The organism is Pseudomonas sp. F220, from assembly GCF_057813935.1.
In genome coordinates this window covers 153,409-172,151 of sequence record NZ_JBVASJ010000007.1, presented here as the reverse complement: position 1 = coordinate 172,151, position 18,743 = coordinate 153,409, and the positions used below count along the sequence as shown (strand labels likewise).

The window sequence follows — 18,743 nt, the reverse complement described above, 5'->3', positions numbered from 1 at the left end:
GATGGAAGATTTAAAGACATGAGCGACCTACAACTCGACCCGCAAGCCCTGCAACAGGAAGAAAACACCCTGATCGCCCTGCGCAAGGAAAAGCTTGCTGCCGAGCGCGCCAAGGGGCAGGCCTTCCCCAACGACTTCCGCCGCGACAGCTACTGCGAAGACTTGCAGAAGCAGTACGTGGACAAGACCAAGGAAGAGCTGGCAGAGGCGGCAATCCCGGTCAAGGTTGCCGGTCGTCTCATGCTCAACCGTGGTTCCTTCATGGTGATCCAGGACATGTCCGGGCGCATCCAGGTTTATGTCAACCGTAAAACCCTGTCGGAAGAAACCCTGGCCTCGGTGAAAACCTGGGACCTGGGCGACATCATCGCCGCCGAAGGTACCCTGGCCCGCTCTGGCAAAGGTGACCTGTACGTTGAAATGACCAACGTGCGCCTGCTGACCAAGTCCCTGCGCCCGCTGCCGGACAAGCACCACGGCCTGACGGATACCGAAACCCGTTATCGCCAGCGCTACGTCGACCTGATCGTCAACGAAGAAGTTCGTCAGACCTTCCGCATCCGCTCGCAAGTGATCGCGCACATTCGCAGCTTCCTGATGAAGCGCGACTTCCTCGAAGTCGAAACGCCGATGTTGCAAACCATTCCTGGTGGCGCAGCGGCCAAGCCGTTCGAGACTCACCACAACGCTCTGGACCTGGACATGTTCCTGCGCATCGCGCCGGAGCTGTACCTCAAGCGTCTGGTGGTCGGTGGTTTCGAGCGCGTATTCGAGATCAACCGCAACTTCCGTAACGAAGGCGTTTCGACCCGGCACAACCCCGAGTTCACCATGCTCGAGTTCTACCAGGCCTACGCTGACTACGAAGACAACATGGACCTGACCGAAGAGCTGTTCTGCGAACTCGCACAGCTGGTTCTGGGCACCACCGATGTGCCGTATCAGGGCAAGGTGTTCCACTTCGGCGAACCGTTCCAGCGCATCTCGGTGTTCGCGTCGATCCTCAAGTACAACCCTGAGATCACCGAAGCTGATCTGCGAGATATCGACAAAGCCCGCGCTATCGCCAAGAAAGCCGGTGCCGATGTCAAAGGCTTCGAAGGTCTGGGCAAGCTGCAAACCATGATTTTCGAAGAGCTGGTCGAGCACAAACTGGAACAGCCGACCTTCATCACCGAATACCCGTTCGAAGTGTCGCCGCTGGCACGTCGCAACAATACCAACCCGAACGTCACCGACCGCTTCGAGCTGTTCATCGGTGGCCGTGAAATCGCTAACGCCTACTCCGAGTTGAACGACGCGGAAGACCAGGCTGAGCGTTTCCAGGCCCAGGTGCGTGACAAGGATTCCGGTGACGACGAAGCCATGCATTACGATGCCGACTTCGTTCGCGCTCTGGAATACGGGATGCCGCCGACGGCAGGTGAAGGTATCGGTATCGACCGTTTGGTGATGCTGCTCACCGACGCTCCGTCGATCCGCGATGTGATCTTGTTCCCGCACATGCGGCCGCAAGCGTAAGAGTTTTGAATAAAAAGCCGCCGCTTAGAGGCGGCTTTTTATTGTCTGTGTGGAACTGACGTACCGCTTCTAATTCATAGTGATTTTGAGAGGAATACCTGTCGTGAACCGTGCAATTGCTCTAGAAGGTGCAGCTGGAATCGCCACTGCGGTCGCTGAAAGCGTTCAGTACCAAGGCCGCAAGGCCAGCCGACAGGGCAGCGAGCAGCGCCGACAGGTCATTCTCGATGCCGCCATGCGCATCGTCGTGCGCGATGGCGTGCGAGCGGTGCGTCACCGTGCAGTGGCGACCGAGGCCGGCGTGCCGCTGTCGGCGACCACTTACTATTTCAAGGATATCGATGACTTGCTCACCGATACCTTCGCGCAATATGTGGAACGCAGTGCAGCGTTCATGGCCAAATTCTGGGCGAATAACGAAGGCTTGTTGCGCGAGATGGTCGCCTACGGTGACGGCAGCCCACAGGCCCGCTCGCAACTGGCCGATGATATTGCCCGGTTGACCGCCGACTATGTTCAGCGCCAATTGCACAACCGTCGTGAGCACTTGATGGCGGAGCAGGCGTTCCGCCAGGAAGCACTGCTCAACCCGCGTCTGGCACTGTTGGTGCGTTCGCACCAGCAAATTCTCCTACAAGGTACTTGCCAGTTTTTCCAGGTATTAGGTTCCCGTGAGCCACAACAAGATGCCAAAGTGTTGACGGCTATAATCGGACGGATGGAATATCAGGGCCTGCTCAATGATCCAGAGCCTCAAGCCGAGGAAGAAATGCTCGGCATTCTCAAACGTTACATGCACTTGGTGCTGGCCTCGGTGTGAACCACGCGGTCCCCTGTAGGAGCTGCCGAAGGCTGCGATCTTTTAGCGTTCTCAAGAGCGCTGAAGATCAACAGATCGTCCGAACGCGGCCCGAACCTACGGCAGCTCCTACGAAAAGCCGGTCATATAGGGAGTGTTGAATGAAGTCCTGGCGTGTGCTCGCAATCGCCGTGTCGTTTCTGCTGCTCAGTGGCTGTCTAGTGAGTTTCAAGCAGCCGTTGCCGGCTGATCAGGCAGCGCCTGCCGCAATGCTCGGCAAATGGACCAGCAAGAACGTCTGGGGCGAGGCGCTCAACCTTGAGCTGAGCCGCGTCGCGACCAATCGCTATAAGGCCGTCAGTTACCCCAAAGGTGAGCCGAAACAGCGCGATGCTTATGACTTCACCGTTTCTCGCCATGGCAGTCGCTGGTACTTGTCGGCGGCGGTCCCGGACAAATTCGGCGGCCACTTCGCTATCGCCGGTTTCGAGTTGAGCGATAACGATGAATTGGTGGTCTACAACCTGGACCTTGCGCAGATTCAGCAGGCGCTGGGGCAAGAGGCCTTGAGTGGTGAGCCGTTTGAAACCAAAGAAGGCGATGGCGTGCTGATCAGCAACCCGCTGGAACAGGTGTTTGCCTACCTGGATGATCCGGCCAATTCTGACGTATTCGTCGAAGCGGCACGGTTCCAGCGCTCGGGCAAGTAAACGCGGCACAGAACATTATCAATAGGAGCTTCGGGTGGACGATTACCAGCAGACGATACGCACCTTGTCCGATCGCATTGTGCTGGCGCAAACACCGATCCGTGTACTGGATGCGGTCAAGTGGGACGACAACATCCGCAAAGGATTCCTCATGGCCAACGGTAAGGAAATGCCTGCCGTTGACCGCGACTACTACCTCAACCGCCCGCTGTCGTTCGACTCCAGCGCGGTGAAGCTGGAATTCCAGAACATCGAGCGTGACATCACCCGTCAACTGGGCCAGTTCAACCCGGTCGGGCAGATCATGCGGCGCATGTGCAAGGAGTACCGCATGGTGGTGCGCATGCTCGAAGCGCGCGGCACCGAAGATTTCGGTCTGATCTCCCAAGAGCTTTACGGCGCGGCGTCCGATGCCTTCCATGCCGGTGACCCGACCCTGGCCGATCTGGGCCTGATGCTCTCTGATTACCTGAACAACATCGACGGCCGTGGCGACCTCAAGGACGAACCCAAGACGTTGACCGCCAAAGACGCCGTCCACCTGCTGCAAACCCGCCTGAACAAGGTATTCGGCGAAGCAGAGGATACCATTCGGGTGTTCGAGTCCGACGGGATCGTCGCTGATGCGGCGGCCGGTGCCGACTACATCAAGATCCGCGCCGATGCGATGTTCAACGACCGTGACGTGCGCGCCCTGGAAGTCCATGAAGGGCTGGTGCATGTCGGCACCACGCTCAATGGCCTGAACCAGCCGATCTGCACCTTTCTGTCCAAGGGCCCACCGTCCTCTACCGTGACCCAGGAAGGCCTGGCGATCCTGATGGAGATCATCACCTTTGCCTCCTATCCAAGCCGCTTGCGCAAACTGACCAACCGCACCCGCGCCATTCATATGGTGGAAGAGGGTGCGGACTTCTTGCAGATCTACGAATTCTTCCGCGAACAGGGCTTCGAGATGGAGCAAAGCTACAGCAACGCCAGTCGGGTATTCCGCGGATCAGTGCCTAATGGTCTGCCATTTACCAAAGACTTGTCCTACCTCAAGGGCTTTATCATGGTTTACAACTACATTCAGTTGGCCGTGCGTAAGGGCATGCTTGAGCAGATACCCTTGTTGTTTTGTGGCAAGACCACCCTGGAAGACATGCGCACCTTACGCCAGTTGGTGGATGAAGGCCTGATCGTACCGCCCAAGTATTTGCCGGATCAGTTCCGTGACTTGAATGCCTTGTCGGCCTGGATGTGCTTCTCCAACTTCCTTAATCACCTGAGCCTGGATCGGATCGAGGCGGATTACTCGAATATCCTGTAACGACACAGCATTGCACTGCCCTTGTAGGAGCGGGCCGGGCGACGCTTCGTTTGCCCGCGATGAGGGCACCTCGGTTTGTCAGATGGACCGCGTTATCGTTCTTCGCGGGCAAGCCCAGCTCCTACAGGTACGGCGTTTCACTTTCTATTCGCGAGGTTTCAAACGGATGAGAATCCTCGGCATCATCAGTCTGCTACTGACCTTGAGTGGTTGCAGCTCCTTGCTGTTCTACCCCGAGCCCGGTCTGCCGTTCACCCCGGAAAAAGCCCACCTGCAATACCGTGACGTGACCCTGACCACTGCCGATGGCCTCAAACTGCGTGGTTGGTGGCTGCCGGCCAAGGCAGGAGTGGCCGTCAAAGGCACTGTGCTGCATCTGCACGGCAATGGCGGCAATCTGGCCTGGCACTTGGGTGCCAGTTGGTGGCTGCCGGAGGAGGGCTATCAGGTGCTGTTGGTGGACTATCGCGGTTATGGCCTGTCGCAAGGTGAACCGGACTTGCCGGCGATCTACCAGGACATCGACGCCGCGTTCAAATGGCTGGACCAGGCCCCTGAGGTTCAAGGCAAACCTGTTGTGCTCCTCGGTCAGAGCCTCGGCGGTGCGCTGGCCGTGCACTACTTGGTCGAACATCCCGAGCGCCAACGCCAGCTCAAAGCATTCGTACTCGACGGTGTACCGGCCAGTTACCGCGAGGTTGGGCAGTTCGCCTTGAGTACCTCCTGGCTGACCTGGCCTTTTCAGGTGCCGTTGTCCTGGCTGGTGCCGGACGCTGATAGCGCGATCAATGCGATGCCACAACTCAGCGGCGTGCCAAAACTGATCTACCACAGCATCGATGACCCGATGGTGCCTCTTTCCAACGGCATTCGTCTGTATCAAGCTGCGCCGCCGCCCAGGGTGCTGCAGCTGACCCGTGGCGGTCATGTGCAGACCTTTGCCGACCCGGTCTGGCGAAAAGTCATGCTGCGCTATCTCGAAGACCCGCAACATTTCAACGGCCTGCGCCGCCTGGGCGAAATCCCGAATTACCCGGTGCCCCTGAATTCAAAAGATGAACCACCAGAGAGTCCGCAATGAGTGAAGAACGTAACGCCATCCCGCTGATCATCACCGGTATCTGCACCATCCTCGGCACCGTCGGGGTCCTGTGGTACTACGGCTACCTGCACTTCGCCAAACCGGAGGACGCGCTGCTGCTGAGCGACTTCACCATGCTCAAGACCCAGCCGGGCGAGGATTACAAAATTTCCCTGGAACCCGCTGCTGAAGTGGCGCAATGCGTCGATGGCGTATTGGTGCTGTTCGATACCGAGCAGAAGGGGTTGACCGGCGTGCTGGTCAACAACAAGAAGAAGGCTGTGCACTGCATGGGCCAAGAGACGCCGCAGCTGGAGCAGTGAGAGATACCCGTAGCAGCCTTCGGCAGCTGCTACAGTCAGGCATAAAAAAATCCGGAGTCCTTAACAGATTCCGGATTTTTTTTGCTGATCAAGGACGCGTCAGTGAGCAGCATTGCGGTGCAGGTGGTGCGTTATGCGGTATGCCAGGTAATCTCTTCTTCACCATCAACGCTGATGCGAATCCAGCGATCAGCCGTTTCCTCACCTTCATCCTCAACCCAGGTGCCCGGTGCGCAGCGCACTTCTACGTTCAACGCGGCGAACGCGGCGCGAGCGCAGGCGATGTCGTCGTCCCACGGGGTCTGGTCGCTGTCCAGGTGCAGGCTGTTCCATTTGCCCACGGCCTTGGGTAGCCAGGTCACCGGCACATTGCCGGCCTTGCATTTGTAGGTCTGGCCTTTCTGCACCCAGTCGGTGCAAGGGCCCAGAGCCGTGCCGAGCCAGGCCGAAATGGCCTTGTAGTCGACGTCGGCGTCTTTCAGGTAAATCTCGATATCGGGTTGGCGCATGGATGTCCTCACTGCGTGTCTGAAAAATCCATTCGCGGATTTAGTCGACCCCCAGCAGATGCTGAAGGCCATAAATTAATGGGTTATTGAAGAACGAAGTAATCGTAGCGCATCGACACGCTGACCTCGAACGGCTCGGCCTGTTCGATGACATTCGCCCGGCGTTCGGCACTGGCGCGCCAACCGTGGGGTGTCATGGCCAGCAGGTTGGCGCGGTCTTGGGCCGCGACCAGGCTGAGCTTGAAGTCCAGGGTTTCGCTGTGTTGCAACTGCATGCCTTGCGGTACCAGGGCCAGATGCTTGTCGTCAGCGTAATCGCGGACTTCGTCATACAGACGCTCGCGCAATTCCATCAAATGACCGCTGGTCGGCCCGACGCGCATCAAGCCGCCACCGGGGCTGAGCAGGCGCTTGGCTTCCTGCCAGTCCAATGGGCTGAAGACGCTGGCGAGGAACTGGCAGCTGGCATCGGCCAAGGGTACGCGGGCCATGCTGGCGATCAACCAGGTCAGCTGCGGATTGCGCCAGCAGGCGCGTTTCACCGCCTCGCGGGAGATGTCCAGCGCATAGCCATCGGCGTTCGGCAGGCCTTCGGCGATTTGCGCGGTGTAGTAACCCTCACCACAACCAATATCCAGCCAGCGCTGTGGCGCACGTTCGGCGGCCAGTTCGGCAAGGCGCTTGGCCACAGGCGCGTAGTGGCCGGCGTTAAGGAAATCACGCCGGGCTTCGACCATGGCCAGGTTGTCGCCGGGATCACGGCTGTTCTTGTGCTGCACCGGCAGCAGATTCAGGTAACCCTGGCGCGCGCGGTCGAAGCGGTGCCCGACAGGGCAGGCCACACCATTGTCGACCGCGCTCAGCGGCGCGCTGCAGATAGGGCAGGTGAGCATCAGGCGAGCAACTTGATCAGAGTCTGGTAGTAGATTTCGGTCAGTACATCGAGGTCGCTGGCAAGCACGCGCTCGTTGACCTGGTGAATCGTCGCGTTGACCGGGCCCAACTCGACCACTTGGGTGCCCATGGTCGCAATGAAGCGCCCATCGGACGTGCCGCCGCTGGTGGAGGCCTTGGTTTCACGACCCGTGATGGCCTTGATGCTGTGCGAGACGGCATCGAGCAACGCGCCCGGCTCGGTCAGGAACGGCAGACCGGACAGCGCCCATTCCACATGCCAGTCCAGGCCATGTTTGTCGAGGATATCGGCGACCCGCTGTTGCAGGCCTTCGACGGTCGACTCGGTGGAGAAGCGGAAGTTGAACACGGCAACCAGATCACCCGGGATCACGTTGGTCGCGCCAGTGCCGGAATTCAGATTGGAGATTTGGAAACTGGTCGGCGGGAAGAAGCTGTTGCCGTGGTCCCAATGCTCGGCGGCCAGTTCGGCTAGCGCGGGGGTCGCGAGATGGATCGGGTTCTTCGCCAGATGCGGGTAAGCCACGTGGCCTTGCACACCGCGGACGGTGAGTTTGGCACCGAGGGAGCCGCGACGACCGTTTTTCACCACGTCACCGACCAGAGTAGTACTCGACGGCTCACCGACGATGCACCAGTCCAGGCGTTCTTTACGGGCGACAAGACGTTCGATGACCGCTTTAGTGCCGTGATGGGCCGGACCTTCTTCGTCACTGGTGATCAGGAAAGCCACCGAGCCTTTGTGGTCCGGGTAGTCAGCGACAAAGCGCTCGGCTGCCACCAGCATCGCCGCGAGGCTGCCTTTCATGTCTGCGGCGCCACGGCCGCAGAGCATGCCGTGTTCGTCGATCAGCGCGTCGAATGGATCGGTCTGCCAGGCTTGCACCGGGCCGGTGGGCACCACGTCAGTGTGGCCGGCGAAGCACAGCACCGGGCCTTCGTGTTTGCCGTGGGTCGCCCAAAAGTTATCCACATCTTCAATGCGCATTGGCTCCAGCTTGAAGCCAGCATCGCCCAGGCGCTGCATCATCAGCTTCTGGCAATCGGCATCGATCGGCGTCACAGACGGACGGCGGATCAGATCACAGGCGAGTTGAAGGGTCGGCGAAAGGTCGGCGTGGGCCGTCATGTAAGAACTCCGGTGTGCGCACCGATAAATCCTGGCGCGAATTCTCTGGCGTGGAAAAAGGCGATCATTCTAAAGCAAAACGGCGGCCCGAAGGCCGCCGTTTAACGTTATCTAATAACAGATCAAGCCGTCGCTGGCTCAGTCTCAGGTGCCGGTTTGGGCAGCGAAGACAAGAAGGCCATGATCAGCGCTGCCAGATACGGCAACGACTGCACCATCAACATGGTCACCCAGAAGCGCATGTCGGCGCTCGGCAGACCCTGTACCAGGCAGATGCCCAGCGCCGCGCCCCACAACAACAGCATGATGAACATCTCTTCTCGGGCTTCCGAGATGGCCACCCAAAAGCCGTGATTGTCGGCATTTTTCGGCGTACGGAAGAACGGAATGCTGCTGGTGAAGAATCCGTACAACACCGCTTTGGCAATGGTGTGGGACAACGCCAGACCCGCCAATGCCGCCGCGAACGCGTCCTTCATGTCGACCCCGACCGCACGACGGTAGAGGAAGATGATCTTGCCGACCTTGAACACGAACAACGCCAACGGCGGGATCGCGAAAATCAACAGCGGCGGATCGACCCGTTGCGGCACGATGATCATCGCCGCCGACCACAGCAAAGCACCGACGGTGAAGAAGATGTTCATGCCGTCCGCGACCCACGGCAACCAACCCGCGAGGAAGTGATAGCGCTGGCCGCGTGTCAGTTCGGTGTCTTTACCGCGCAAGAGGCTTGCGGTGTGACGTTTGATGATCTGAATCGCCCCGTAGGCCCAGCGGAAACGCTGTTTCTTGAAGTCGATAAAGGTATCGGGCATCAGGCCTTTGCCGTAGCTGGTGTGGTAATACGCAGCGGACAAACCTTTTTCGAATACCCGCAGACCGAGCTCGGCGTCCTCACAGATGCACCAGTCGGCCCAGCCCAGCTCTTCGAGCACCGAACGGCGGGTCATGGTCATGGTGCCGTGCTGGATGATCGCGTCACGGTCGTTACGGGTGACCATGCCAATGTGGAAGAAGCCTTTGTATTCCGAGTAGCAGAGCTTCTTGAAGGTGCTTTCATTCTGGTCGCGATAGTCCTGCGGTGACTGCACCACAGCGATTTTCGGGTCGGCGAAGTGCGGCACCATGTGCTTGAGCCAGTTCGGCTCGACGCAGTAATCAGAGTCGATCACCGCGATGACTTCGGCGTCTGGAGCCGTGTGCGGAATCAGGTAATTCAGCGCGCCACCCTTGAAGCCAGCCAGCGGCGCGACGTGGAAAAACTTGAAGCGCGGGCCGAGCGTCTCGCAGTACGCCTGCACCGGTTCCCAGACCGCCGGGTCCTTGGTGTTGTTGTCGATGATCAGGACTTCGAAGTCCGGATAGTCGAGGTTAGCCAGGGCATCGAGGGTCTGTTTGACCATCTCCGGTGGCTCGTTGTAGCAGGGCACGTGGATCGAGACTTTCGGACGGTAGTCGGAATCACCCACCACCGGCAGGAATTCGCGTCGGCGTTTGTGAGTCCAGACCGCCTCGGCCAGTTCGTGGGCCTCAGTCAGCAACACGATAAACACCCCGAGCGCACCGAGGGCGAGCAAGAAGCCCACCGTCAGGCTGAACCAGGTGCTGTATTGCTGGCTGTAGTCGTAGCCGATCCACACCAGCACCGAACCACACAGGAACGCGATAAAGGTCAGGAACGTCCGACCGCGCTGGCGCAGGGCTGAGCCGTCGATCATCAACAAAGTCAGGGACAGCAAGGCCAGCACGGCCGAGCCGATGGCCAGTACGCGCCACTGGGGGATCGCGACGACAGGACCTTCGAAGTTGAATTTCTGCTGACGCGCGGCGTTGAACACGCCCCAGTAAGCGCCCACCGAGCCTTCGTCACTGGCTTTCCATGGTTGGTCAAACGCTTCGATCACGAAGTAGTTGAAGCCTTGGCGGTTGAGCTTGTTAACCAATGTGCGCAGGTAGATCGCCTGATCGGCCGGGCTGGCATCGGTACCGCCACGCATGCGGCCGTTACTCGGCCAGCCAACCTCCGAGAGCAGCAGAGGTTTTTTCGGGAACATCTTTTTCAGGTCCCGTGCACGGTCGAGGACGAACTGACCGGCTTTGTCCACCGGGACGAACTCCCAATAGGGCAGGACGTGGGCCGCGATCAGGTCGACGTGCTTGGCCAGCTCTGGGTGTTCTTCCCAGACGTGCCATTGCTCGGACGTGGTGACCGGAACCTTGACGGCCGCGCGTACGCGATCAAGCAGAGCGCTCAGCTCCTTGGCGGTGATTTCCTTACGGAAAATCGCTTCATTGCCCACGACGACGCGCACAACACTGCGCGAGCTGTTGGCAATCTCGATGGCGCGTTGGATCTCGCGCTCATTGCGCTCCAGGTCCGGGCTGATCCAGATACCAAGGGTAACCCGCAGGCCGAACTCTTCCGCCAGCTTGGGAATATCGCCCAGGGTGCCGTCGACCGAATAGGTACGGATGTTGTCGGTCAGCTTGCTCATGATCTCCAGATCACGACGCATTTCATCGTCGGATGGGTACTGGTTTTTCTGTGGGTACTGCCCTTGCTGGAAAGGCGAGTAAGAAAAACCGGAGATCTGTTCTGGCCAGTTGGGGGCCGTGACCGGGCGATTGATCAGCGCCCAGAAACCGGTGAACAGCGCGGCGATTGCCAGCACCACCACCAGATTGAGTCCAAATTTACGCGATGACATAGAGATTTCGGGTTCCAAAGGGTGTGGAACGAAGGAACTGTCGGCAGGTGCCAAACGGCGCGCATCCTACACTGACCTTCAACTTACCGTACAGCATGTGAAGAGAAGGTCGCAGTTGGGCAACGGCTCTTCACTTAAGTTCTTTGTCGACCGTTTTGTCGCTCAGATAATTGTGCCGAGTCGCCTATTAAAGCAAGCCTGGCCACCGTTCATAGCGCAAAGATGCTCTTCGTCGACGCCCGCCCTATAATGCGCGCCGGTTTTTGGGGTAATGGTCATGAGTACAGAAGATCCGCGGTTTGCTGGCGTCGCCCGTTTGTATGGCATCGAAGGGCTTGCGCGCTTGCGTGCGGCCCATGTGGCAATCGTTGGCGTGGGCGGAGTCGGCTCCTGGGCGGCGGAAGCCGTCGCGCGTTGCGGAGTGGGCGAGATCTCGCTATTCGACCTGGACGATGTTTGCGTCAGCAACAGCAATCGTCAGCTGCACGCATTGGACAGTACTGTCGGTCAGGCCAAGGTCGAGGTGATGGCTGAGCGCCTGCGCGGGATTAACCCGGACTGCACGGTGCATGCGGTGGCCGACTTTGTCACTCGCGAGACCATGGCCGAGTACATCACACCCAACATCGATTGCGTGATCGACTGCATTGACAGTGTTAACGCCAAGGCGGCGCTGATCGCCTGGTGCAAACGCCGCAAGATCCAGATCATCACCACTGGTGGTGCCGGCGGGCAAATCGACCCGACGCTGATTCAGGTCTGCGATTTAAACCGCACTTTCAATGACCCGCTGGCGTCCAAGGTTCGCTCCACCTTGCGCCGCGACTACGGTTTCTCCCGTACCGTGACCCGCCATTACAGCGTGCCGTGCGTATTCTCCACTGAGCAACTGCGATATCCGAAGCCGGACGGCAGCATTTGCTTGCAGAAGAGTTTTGTCGGCGACGGCGTGAAGCTCGACTGCGCTGGCGGCTTTGGCGCAGTGATGATGGTCACGGCGACCTTCGGCATGGTCGCCGCGACCAAGGCTGTGGACAAGATCGTTGCTGGCGTACGGCGGCCGGCGGATCGGGTAAAACCAGCGATTTAAAAGGTTGCTGCTGACGGCCCCTTCGCGAGCAGGCTCGCTCCCACAGGGGAACGCATTCCAATGTGGGAGCGAGCCTGCTCGCGAAGGCGATTAGCCTGCCAACTCGCGCATCCGCTGCAACACCGCATTCAAGCCATTGCTGCGTGACGGCGAAAGCTGTCGCGATAAACCCAACTGGTTGAACCAGTCCGGCAAGTCGACTTGCTGTAGCTCCTCAGCAGACAAACCATTGACCCGCGCCAGCAGCAACGCGACCAGTCCGCGAATCAACCGCGCATCGCTGCTGGCGGCGAATTGCCAATGGCCGTCCTGCAATGTACCGATCAACCAGACCTGACTTTCACAGCCGTGCACCCGGTTGGCGTCGGTCTTTTCCACGTCGCTCAAGGCCGGCAGCTGATCGCCCCACTCCATCAGCAGGCGCGCTCGCTGTTCCCATCCAGCGGCGCTCTGGAACGTTTCCAGAGCCGTCGAGGCTTCGGCGGGCAAGCTCATCGCAGCAGCTCCAGGGCTTGATCAAGGGCTTCGAAGAAGCGTTCGAGGTCTTCAGAGTCGTTGTACAGCGCCAGGGACACCCGAATCGCTCCCGGTAGGCCGAAGCTTTTCAGCAACGGCATTGCGCAATGATGGCCAGCACGCACGGCAACGCCTTGTTCCGTCAGCAGATGCGCGAGGTCAGAGTTGTGCACGCCCTCGACGACAAAGCTGGCCAGTGCCAGTTGCGGTGTGCCCAGCAGGCGAATGCCTTTACGCGCATACAGGCCTTGCAGCAGGTAGGCATGCAAGGCGGCCTCATGGGCGTTTACCGCTTGCTGATCGAGCCCGTTCAGGTAATCGAGGGTTGCGCCAAGGCCGATCACACTGGCAATCGGCGGTGTTCCGGCTTCGAAGCCGAGCGGGGCGGGGCGGAATGAGGCGTGCTGATAGTCCGCGTTCTGCACCATTTCGCCGCCGAACTGCCAGTGACGCAGTTGGTGCAGCGCCTCATTGCGGCCGTAAAGCACGCCGAGGCCGTCCGGTCCGTAAAGCTTGTGGCTGGAAAAAACATAGAAGTCGCAGCCCAAGGCCTGCACGTCGTGTCGTCCATGGACCACGCCTTGAGCGCCATCGACCACGGTCAAGGCGTCATGAGACTTGGCCATCGCCAACAGCGCCGGCAATGGCTGCCAGGCACCGAGTACGTTGGATAACTGGCTGACCGCCAGCAGGCGAGTGCGCGGGCCTATCAGGCCGGCCGCGGCGTCGAGATCGATCAGGCCATCGGCGTCCAATGGCAAAACAATCAGCTCAAGGCCGCGACGCAGGGCCAGCTGTTGCCAGGGCAGCAGGTTGGCATGGTGTTCAAGGGCGCTGATGACAATCTCATCGCCCGCATTGAATTGGTGTTCCAGGCCATAGGCCAGGAGATTCAGCGCAGAGGTCGCGCCGTGAGTGAAAATGATTTGCCCGCCATCACTGGCATTCAGCCACTGGGCAACCTTGCTACGACTGTCCTCAAACGCCTGGGTGGCGTGAGCGCCGGGCAGGTGTTGGGCACGGTGCACATTGGCTGCCCCGTTGGCGTAGTAGTGCGTCAGGGCGTCCAGCAGGGCTTGGGGTTTCTGAGTGGTGGCGGCGTTGTCCAGATAGGTCTGGTCTTGCCGTTGCAGAGCAGCGATGGCCGGGAAATCGGCGCGCCAGGGTGAGGGCACAAGCATGGTGGTCAAGACTCGTTTGAGCAGGCCGGGCGCTGATGATACGCGCTCGCTGCTGTGGCATCGAGTCGCTGCTTAGGCTCTGGACGAAAAGTGCCTGCGCTCGGTTATGCTGCGTTAAAAACAGGCTCGGAATGCTCATTTACAGCCGTAAAGTCGGGTGCGACCCCAGCCATTCCTCGCCTGTTTTTGCCTTGCCTAACCTTCGCTCGGCGACTTTTCGTGCAGACCCTAGTTGTGAGCGTGCAGCGCTTCGTTCAGTTCGATAGCCGATTTGTGGGTTTTGCACTCCACGGCACCGGTCTCCGAATTGCGGCGGAACAGCAGATCAGGTTGACCGGCCAGTTCACGGGCCTTGACCACTTTAACGAGTTGATTCTTCTCGTCGAGCAGCGCCACTTTGGTCCCGGCGGTCACGTACAGGCCGGACTCAACGGTGTTGCGGTCGCCCAGCGGAATGCCGATACCGGCGTTGGCACCGATCAGGCAGCCTTCGCCGACCTTGATGATGATGTTGCCGCCACCGGACAGGGTACCCATGGTCGAGCAACCGCCGCCCAGGTCAGAACCCTTGCCGACGAATACGCCCGCCGAAACGCGGCCTTCGATCATGCCTGGGCCTTCGGTGCCAGCGTTGAAGTTGACGAAACCTTCGTGCATCACGGTGGTGCCTTCGCCGATGTAGGCGCCCAGACGGATACGTGCCGCGTCAGCGATACGCACGCCGCTCGGTACCACGTAGTCGGTCATTTTCGGGAACTTGTCCACCGAGAACACTTCCAGCAGCTCGCCGCGCAGACGGGCTTCGAGTTGATGCTCGGCCAGTTCGGCCAGGTCGATCGCGCCCAAGCTGGTCCAGGCCACGTTCGGCAGCAGCGGGAAAATGCCGGCCAGGTTCAGGCCGTGAGGCTTGACCAGGCGATGGGACAGCAGGTGCAGCTTGAGGTAGGCCTCAGGGGTGGAGCTCAGTTGAGCGTCTTCTGCCAGCAAAGTGGCGACCAGCGGCTTGTGGCTTTCGGCCAGGCGGGTCAGCAACGCGGCTTGAGCGGCATCGACGGTTTTCAGGGCTTCGGCCAGCTGCGCTGCTTGAGCGGTGCTGAAAGCGATGGCCTGATTGCCTTCGGTGTAACCCAAAACAGGAGCAATGGCAGCGACCAGTTCGGCCGACGGATTGAGCAACGGCTGGGCGTAAAACACTTCCAGCCACGTGCCTTGACGATTCTGAGTACCGACACCGAATGCCAGGCTGAATAGAGTAGTGGACATGCAGTTACCTCTTACAAAAAATGAACGGGCAGGCTTACTTGAATGCCGCCGCGTAGATATCTGGCTTGAAGCCAATCAGGGTTCTGTCACCGAGATCAAGCACTGGGCGCTTGATCATCGAGGGTTGTGCGAGCATCAGTTCAATCGCTTTCGCTTGGTCGAGATCGGCTTTCTGTTCGTCTTCGAGTTTGCGAAAGGTTGTGCCTGCACGGTTCAACACCACTTGCCAGCCGTGCTCGTTGCACCACTGGCTCAGGTGTTCACGGTCAATTCCGACCGTTTTGTAATCGTGGAAATCATAGCTGACAGCTTTTTCATCGAGCCAGGTGCGCGCCTTTTTCATGGTGTCGCAGGCTTTGATGCCGAAAAGGTGCAACGTTTTACTTGAAGCGGTCAAGGAATTGCCCCCTTTGCAGGTGCTGGAAACGTAAGGTGACGGATTATGCCATGACCAGGCTGGTTCGGCGTCGGCTGCGGCCGACCTTTGTCGCATTGTGTTATAGGTTCCCCGGCCAACTGCGACTTTTGTACAACGGCCAGCCGGCAGCTTAAGCGGCTAATATGGCACTTCAATGGCGATTGTTGCCTGATGTGTGCCATTAGCTGGCGATTGATCGGGAATCTCGCGTTATGCAAACCGCCTATACCGTCCTCATCCTGCTGATGCTGGTCAGTGTCTCGCGCTTGGTTGGACGGGTGATCCCGCTGCCGCTGCCCCTGGTGCAAATTTCTGCCGGAGCATTGCTGGCCTGGCCGACTCTGGGTTTGCACGTGGCCCTCGACCCTGAACTCTTCCTCTTTCTATTTTTGCCGCCGCTGCTGTTCTCGGACGGCTGGCGCATGCCCAAGCGTGAATTGTGGCGTCTGCGCGGGCCGATCCTGACGTTGGCGGTAGGCCTGGTGCTGTTCACCGTGGTGGGCGCGGGTTATTTCATCCACTGGCTGCTGCCGACCATCCCGTTACCGGTGGCCTTTGCCTTGGCCGCAGTGCTCTCGCCAACGGATGCCGTCGCAGTGTCGGCAATCTCCCAGAATCGTTTGCCAACGCCCTTGATGCATATGCTCCAGGGCGAGGCCTTGATGAACGATGCGTCGGGCCTGGTGACGTTCAAGTTCGCGTTGGTGGCGGCGGTGACCGGGGTGTTTTCTTTGGCCAATGCCAGCCTGACCTTTGTCTTGGTGGCTTGCGGCGGGCTGGCCATCGGTGTTGCGCTGAGTTGGTTGGTGGGGCGTTTACGGGCCTGGATGATCGCCCGTGGTTGGGACGATCCGGCGACTCATGTGGTGTTCATGTTGTTGCTGCCGTTTGCCGCCTATGTATTGGCTGAGCGCTTGGGTGCGTCGGGCATTCTGTCGGCAGTAGCGGCGGGGATGATGCAGAGCTGGCTGGATTTGTTGCCGCGTCAGACCAGCACCCGACTGCTCAACCGTAGTGTCTGGTCGTTGCTGGAGTTCGCCTTCAATGGGCTGATCTTTTTGCTATTGGGTTTGCAGTTACCAGACATTATTAAAGCCGTGGCCAGCCACGAACCTTCGCTTTGGCCAACGCTGCTCTATCGCTGCCTGGACGTGGTGGCGATTTTTCTGGTGCTACTGGTTTTGCGGTTTATCTGGGTGCAAAGCATCTGGCGCGTGTTCGGGCTGTTGCGCCGCTGGCGCGGTAAAGGCGAGTTGACCCTGGTGCCCACGGCACGCTCCTGCTGGCTGTTGACGGTGGGCGGCGTGCGCGGTGCGGTAACCCTGGCCGGCGTGATGTCGGTGCCGTTATTGATCGGTGCAGGTGCAGAGTTTCCCGAGCGGGACTTGCTTATTTTCATTGCCGCCGGAGTGATCCTGCTGTCCTTGGTGGCCGCTTGCATCGCGTTGCCGCTGTTGCTGCGCGGCATCGCGAAAAGCCCGGACGACAAACGCCGCAGTGAGGTTCGCGACGCGTGGCGCAAGACCGCCGAAGCAGCGATTCATGCGCTGGAAGCCGAAGAGCGGGCAGAGGCCGCCAACCCGCAGGACGCAGCGCAAGCGGCCTTGGCCACCGAACTCAAGGCCAGGATCATGTCCGAGTATCGGCATCAGCTGGAAGTCTTCAACGACTCTGCAGAGGCTCAGGCGCTGGCGTTTCAGATGGATCTGCTGGAGCGTCGTCTGCGTCTCAAGGCGTTGCGCGCTCAGCGCCTGGAGCTGTACAGCCTCAGTCGCCATCACCAGATTGGCGACGACGTGCTGCGAGAAGTGTTGGGGGAGCTGGATTTGAGCGAGGCGAATCTGGGGCAGGTGAAATAACACATCTTATGTAGGAGCGAGGCTTGCCCGCGATTCAGGCGACTCGGTCTATCAGCGATACCGTATCATCGTTTATCGCGGGCAAGCGTCGCTCCTACAGGTCTGCGGTTATTTGCGGCGCTGAATGAAATCACGAATCCGCGCTGCTGCTTCAACACATTCCGCCAACGGCGCAACCAGCGCCATCCGCACTCGTCCGGCACCCGGATTGAAACCCTCGACGTCCCGGGACAGATAAGAGCCCGGCACTACGGTCACATGTTCTTCGACGAACAGATCGCGGCAGAACGCCTCGTCATCGCCTTCAACGTTCGGCCACAGGTAGAAGCCGCCATCCGGGCGCTGGACATCCATGACCGGGCTGAGGATTTCCAGCACCGCATCGTATTTCTCGCGATACAGCGCACGGTTGGCCCGGACATGCACTTCGTCGTTCCACGCGGCAACGCTGGCCAGTTGAGTCTGAACCGGCATGGCGCAGCCGTGGTAAGTGCGATAGAGCAGGAAGCCTTTGAGAATCTCCGCGTCGCCGGCCACAAAGCCCGAACGCAGGCCAGGCAGGTTGGAGCGCTTGGACAGGCTGTGGAACACCACGCAACGCTTGAAGTCCTTGCGACCTAGCTCGACGCAGGCGCTGAGCAGGCCGGCCGGCGGCGTTTGCTCGTCGAAGTACAGTTCGCTGTAGCACTCGTCGGCAGCGATCACGAAGTCGTATTCGTCGGCCAGGGCGATCAGCTTCTTCAGGGTGTCGACCGGGATCAGCGCGCCGGTCGGATTGCCCGGCGAGCACAGGAACAGGATCTGGCAGCGTTTCCAGATGTCCGGCGAAACGGCATCGAAATCCGGGTTGAAGCCGTTTTCATCCAGGCACGGCAGGTAATGCGGTTTGGCCCCAGCGAGGAACGCTGCGCCTTCGTAGATTTGATAAAACGGGTTCGGGCTGACCACCAGTGCATCGTCGCCACGGTTGACCACGGTCTGAGTGAAGGCGAACAGCGCTTCGCGGGTGCCGTTGACCGGCAGCACGTTGCGTGCCGGGTCGAGCCAGCCATTGGGAACGCTGAAACGGCGTTCGCACCACGATGCGATGGCTTCACGCAGGGCCGGGATGCCGAGGGTGGTCGGGTACACGGCCATCTGATCCAGATTGCTCGCCAGCGCTTCGGCGACAAAGCTTGGCGAACGGTGCTTCGGCTCGCCGATGGACAGCGCGATGGCGCGCTTGTCCGGGTTTGGCGTGACGCTGCCGAGCAGGGCGCGGAGCTTCTCGAACGGGTAAGGCTGCAACTGGTTCAGAGCGTTGTTCATCGGTGCCTCATTGAATGTGGGAGCGAGCCTGCTCGCGAAAGCGGCGTGTCAGTCGACATTTATGTTGGGGTTGACGGCCCTTTCGCGAGCAGGCTCGC

17 protein-coding genes are annotated in these 18,743 nt (G+C 59.7%); 8 read left to right on the top strand and 9 right to left on the bottom strand.

Going from position 1 to position 18,743, the window contains the following annotated elements; all coding sequences use genetic code 11:
• Window positions 1-18: 18 nt before the first annotated feature.
• The 6 genes from lysS to ACZYSM_RS09625 all read left to right on the top strand — a co-directional run bounded on the left by lysS (window position 19) and on the right by ACZYSM_RS09625 (window position 5,746).
• A complete protein-coding gene (gene lysS / locus ACZYSM_RS09650) occupies window positions 19-1,521 on the top strand; it encodes a lysine--tRNA ligase (protein WP_489071099.1) in 1,503 nt (500 codons plus the stop codon).
• 115 nt (window positions 1,522-1,636) lie between these two features.
• On the top strand, window positions 1,637-2,341 hold the full coding sequence (locus ACZYSM_RS09645; protein WP_489071161.1) for a TetR/AcrR family transcriptional regulator: 705 nt from the start codon (window positions 1,637-1,639) through the stop codon (window positions 2,339-2,341).
• A 140-nt stretch (window positions 2,342-2,481) separates the two neighbouring features.
• Window positions 2,482-3,030 carry a hypothetical protein gene (locus ACZYSM_RS09640; RefSeq protein ID WP_489071097.1) on the top strand — a complete coding sequence of 183 codons (549 nt, stop codon included), beginning with the start codon at window positions 2,482-2,484 and terminating at the stop codon, window positions 3,028-3,030.
• A gap of 34 nt (window positions 3,031-3,064) precedes the next feature.
• Window positions 3,065-4,342, top strand: a complete 1,278-nt coding sequence (locus ACZYSM_RS09635; RefSeq protein ID WP_489071095.1) for a flavohemoglobin expression-modulating QEGLA motif protein — start codon at window positions 3,065-3,067, stop codon at window positions 4,340-4,342.
• Between the two features lie 166 nt (window positions 4,343-4,508).
• Window positions 4,509-5,423: an alpha/beta hydrolase gene (locus ACZYSM_RS09630; protein ID WP_489071093.1), complete on the top strand. Its 915-nt coding sequence runs from the start codon at window positions 4,509-4,511 to the stop codon at window positions 5,421-5,423.
• Entirely contained in the window at window positions 5,420-5,746 is a 327-nt protein-coding gene (locus ACZYSM_RS09625; protein ID WP_489071091.1) for a PA3694 family proteiin, read from the top strand. The genes ACZYSM_RS09630 and ACZYSM_RS09625 overlap by 4 nt, the downstream gene beginning before the upstream one ends.
• 131 nt (window positions 5,747-5,877) lie before the next feature.
• Here ACZYSM_RS09625 and ACZYSM_RS09620 read toward each other — a convergent pair whose 3' ends face one another.
• From ACZYSM_RS09620 to ACZYSM_RS09605, 4 genes are all read right to left on the bottom strand, one after another.
• On the bottom strand, window positions 5,878-6,255 hold the full coding sequence (locus ACZYSM_RS09620) for a hypothetical protein (RefSeq protein ID WP_489071089.1): 378 nt from the start codon (window positions 6,253-6,255) through the stop codon (window positions 5,878-5,880).
• 83 nt (window positions 6,256-6,338) lie between these two features.
• Complete coding sequence (locus ACZYSM_RS09615; protein WP_489071087.1) at window positions 6,339-7,148, bottom strand: putative RNA methyltransferase; 810 nt, start codon at window positions 7,146-7,148, stop codon at window positions 6,339-6,341.
• Complete coding sequence (dapE, locus tag ACZYSM_RS09610) at window positions 7,148-8,299, bottom strand: succinyl-diaminopimelate desuccinylase (RefSeq protein WP_489071085.1); 1,152 nt, start codon at window positions 8,297-8,299, stop codon at window positions 7,148-7,150. Before dapE ends, ACZYSM_RS09615 begins: the two co-directional genes overlap by 1 nt.
• A gap of 122 nt (window positions 8,300-8,421) precedes the next feature.
• On the bottom strand, window positions 8,422-11,010 hold the full coding sequence (locus ACZYSM_RS09605) for a glycosyltransferase (protein ID WP_489071083.1): 2,589 nt from the start codon (window positions 11,008-11,010) through the stop codon (window positions 8,422-8,424).
• 277 nt (window positions 11,011-11,287) lie between these two features.
• Here ACZYSM_RS09605 and tcdA point away from each other — a divergent pair, with 277 nt between their 5' ends.
• Complete coding sequence (tcdA, locus tag ACZYSM_RS09600; RefSeq protein WP_489071081.1) at window positions 11,288-12,100, top strand: tRNA cyclic N6-threonylcarbamoyladenosine(37) synthase TcdA; 813 nt, start codon at window positions 11,288-11,290, stop codon at window positions 12,098-12,100.
• A gap of 90 nt (window positions 12,101-12,190) precedes the next feature.
• Here tcdA and ACZYSM_RS09595 read toward each other — a convergent pair whose 3' ends face one another.
• From ACZYSM_RS09595 to ACZYSM_RS09580, 4 genes are all read right to left on the bottom strand, one after another.
• Complete coding sequence (locus ACZYSM_RS09595; protein ID WP_489071079.1) at window positions 12,191-12,595, bottom strand: SufE family protein; 405 nt, start codon at window positions 12,593-12,595, stop codon at window positions 12,191-12,193.
• A complete protein-coding gene (locus ACZYSM_RS09590) occupies window positions 12,592-13,797 on the bottom strand; it encodes an aminotransferase class V-fold PLP-dependent enzyme (protein ID WP_489071077.1) in 1,206 nt (401 codons plus the stop codon). The genes ACZYSM_RS09595 and ACZYSM_RS09590 overlap by 4 nt, the downstream gene beginning before the upstream one ends.
• A gap of 228 nt (window positions 13,798-14,025) precedes the next feature.
• Window positions 14,026-15,060 (bottom strand): 2,3,4,5-tetrahydropyridine-2,6-dicarboxylate N-succinyltransferase, encoded by a 1,035-nt coding sequence (gene dapD / locus ACZYSM_RS09585; protein ID WP_489071075.1) that lies wholly within the window; start codon window positions 15,058-15,060, stop codon window positions 14,026-14,028.
• Between the two features lie 34 nt (window positions 15,061-15,094).
• Entirely contained in the window at window positions 15,095-15,403 is a 309-nt protein-coding gene (locus ACZYSM_RS09580; protein WP_489071159.1) for an arsenate reductase, read from the bottom strand.
• 287 nt (window positions 15,404-15,690) lie between these two features.
• Here ACZYSM_RS09580 and ACZYSM_RS09575 point away from each other — a divergent pair, with 287 nt between their 5' ends.
• Window positions 15,691-17,337, top strand: coding sequence for a Na+/H+ antiporter (locus ACZYSM_RS09575; RefSeq protein ID WP_489071073.1), 1,647 nt, complete (start codon window positions 15,691-15,693; stop codon window positions 17,335-17,337).
• Between the two features lie 108 nt (window positions 17,338-17,445).
• Here the strand turns inward: ACZYSM_RS09575 and dapC are convergent, their stop codons facing one another.
• The gene (gene dapC, locus ACZYSM_RS09570; protein ID WP_489071071.1) at window positions 17,446-18,645 is read right to left on the bottom strand and encodes a succinyldiaminopimelate transaminase; all 1,200 of its coding nucleotides are present in this window, start codon (window positions 18,643-18,645) and stop codon (window positions 17,446-17,448) included.
• Window positions 18,646-18,743: the final 98 nt, after the last annotated feature.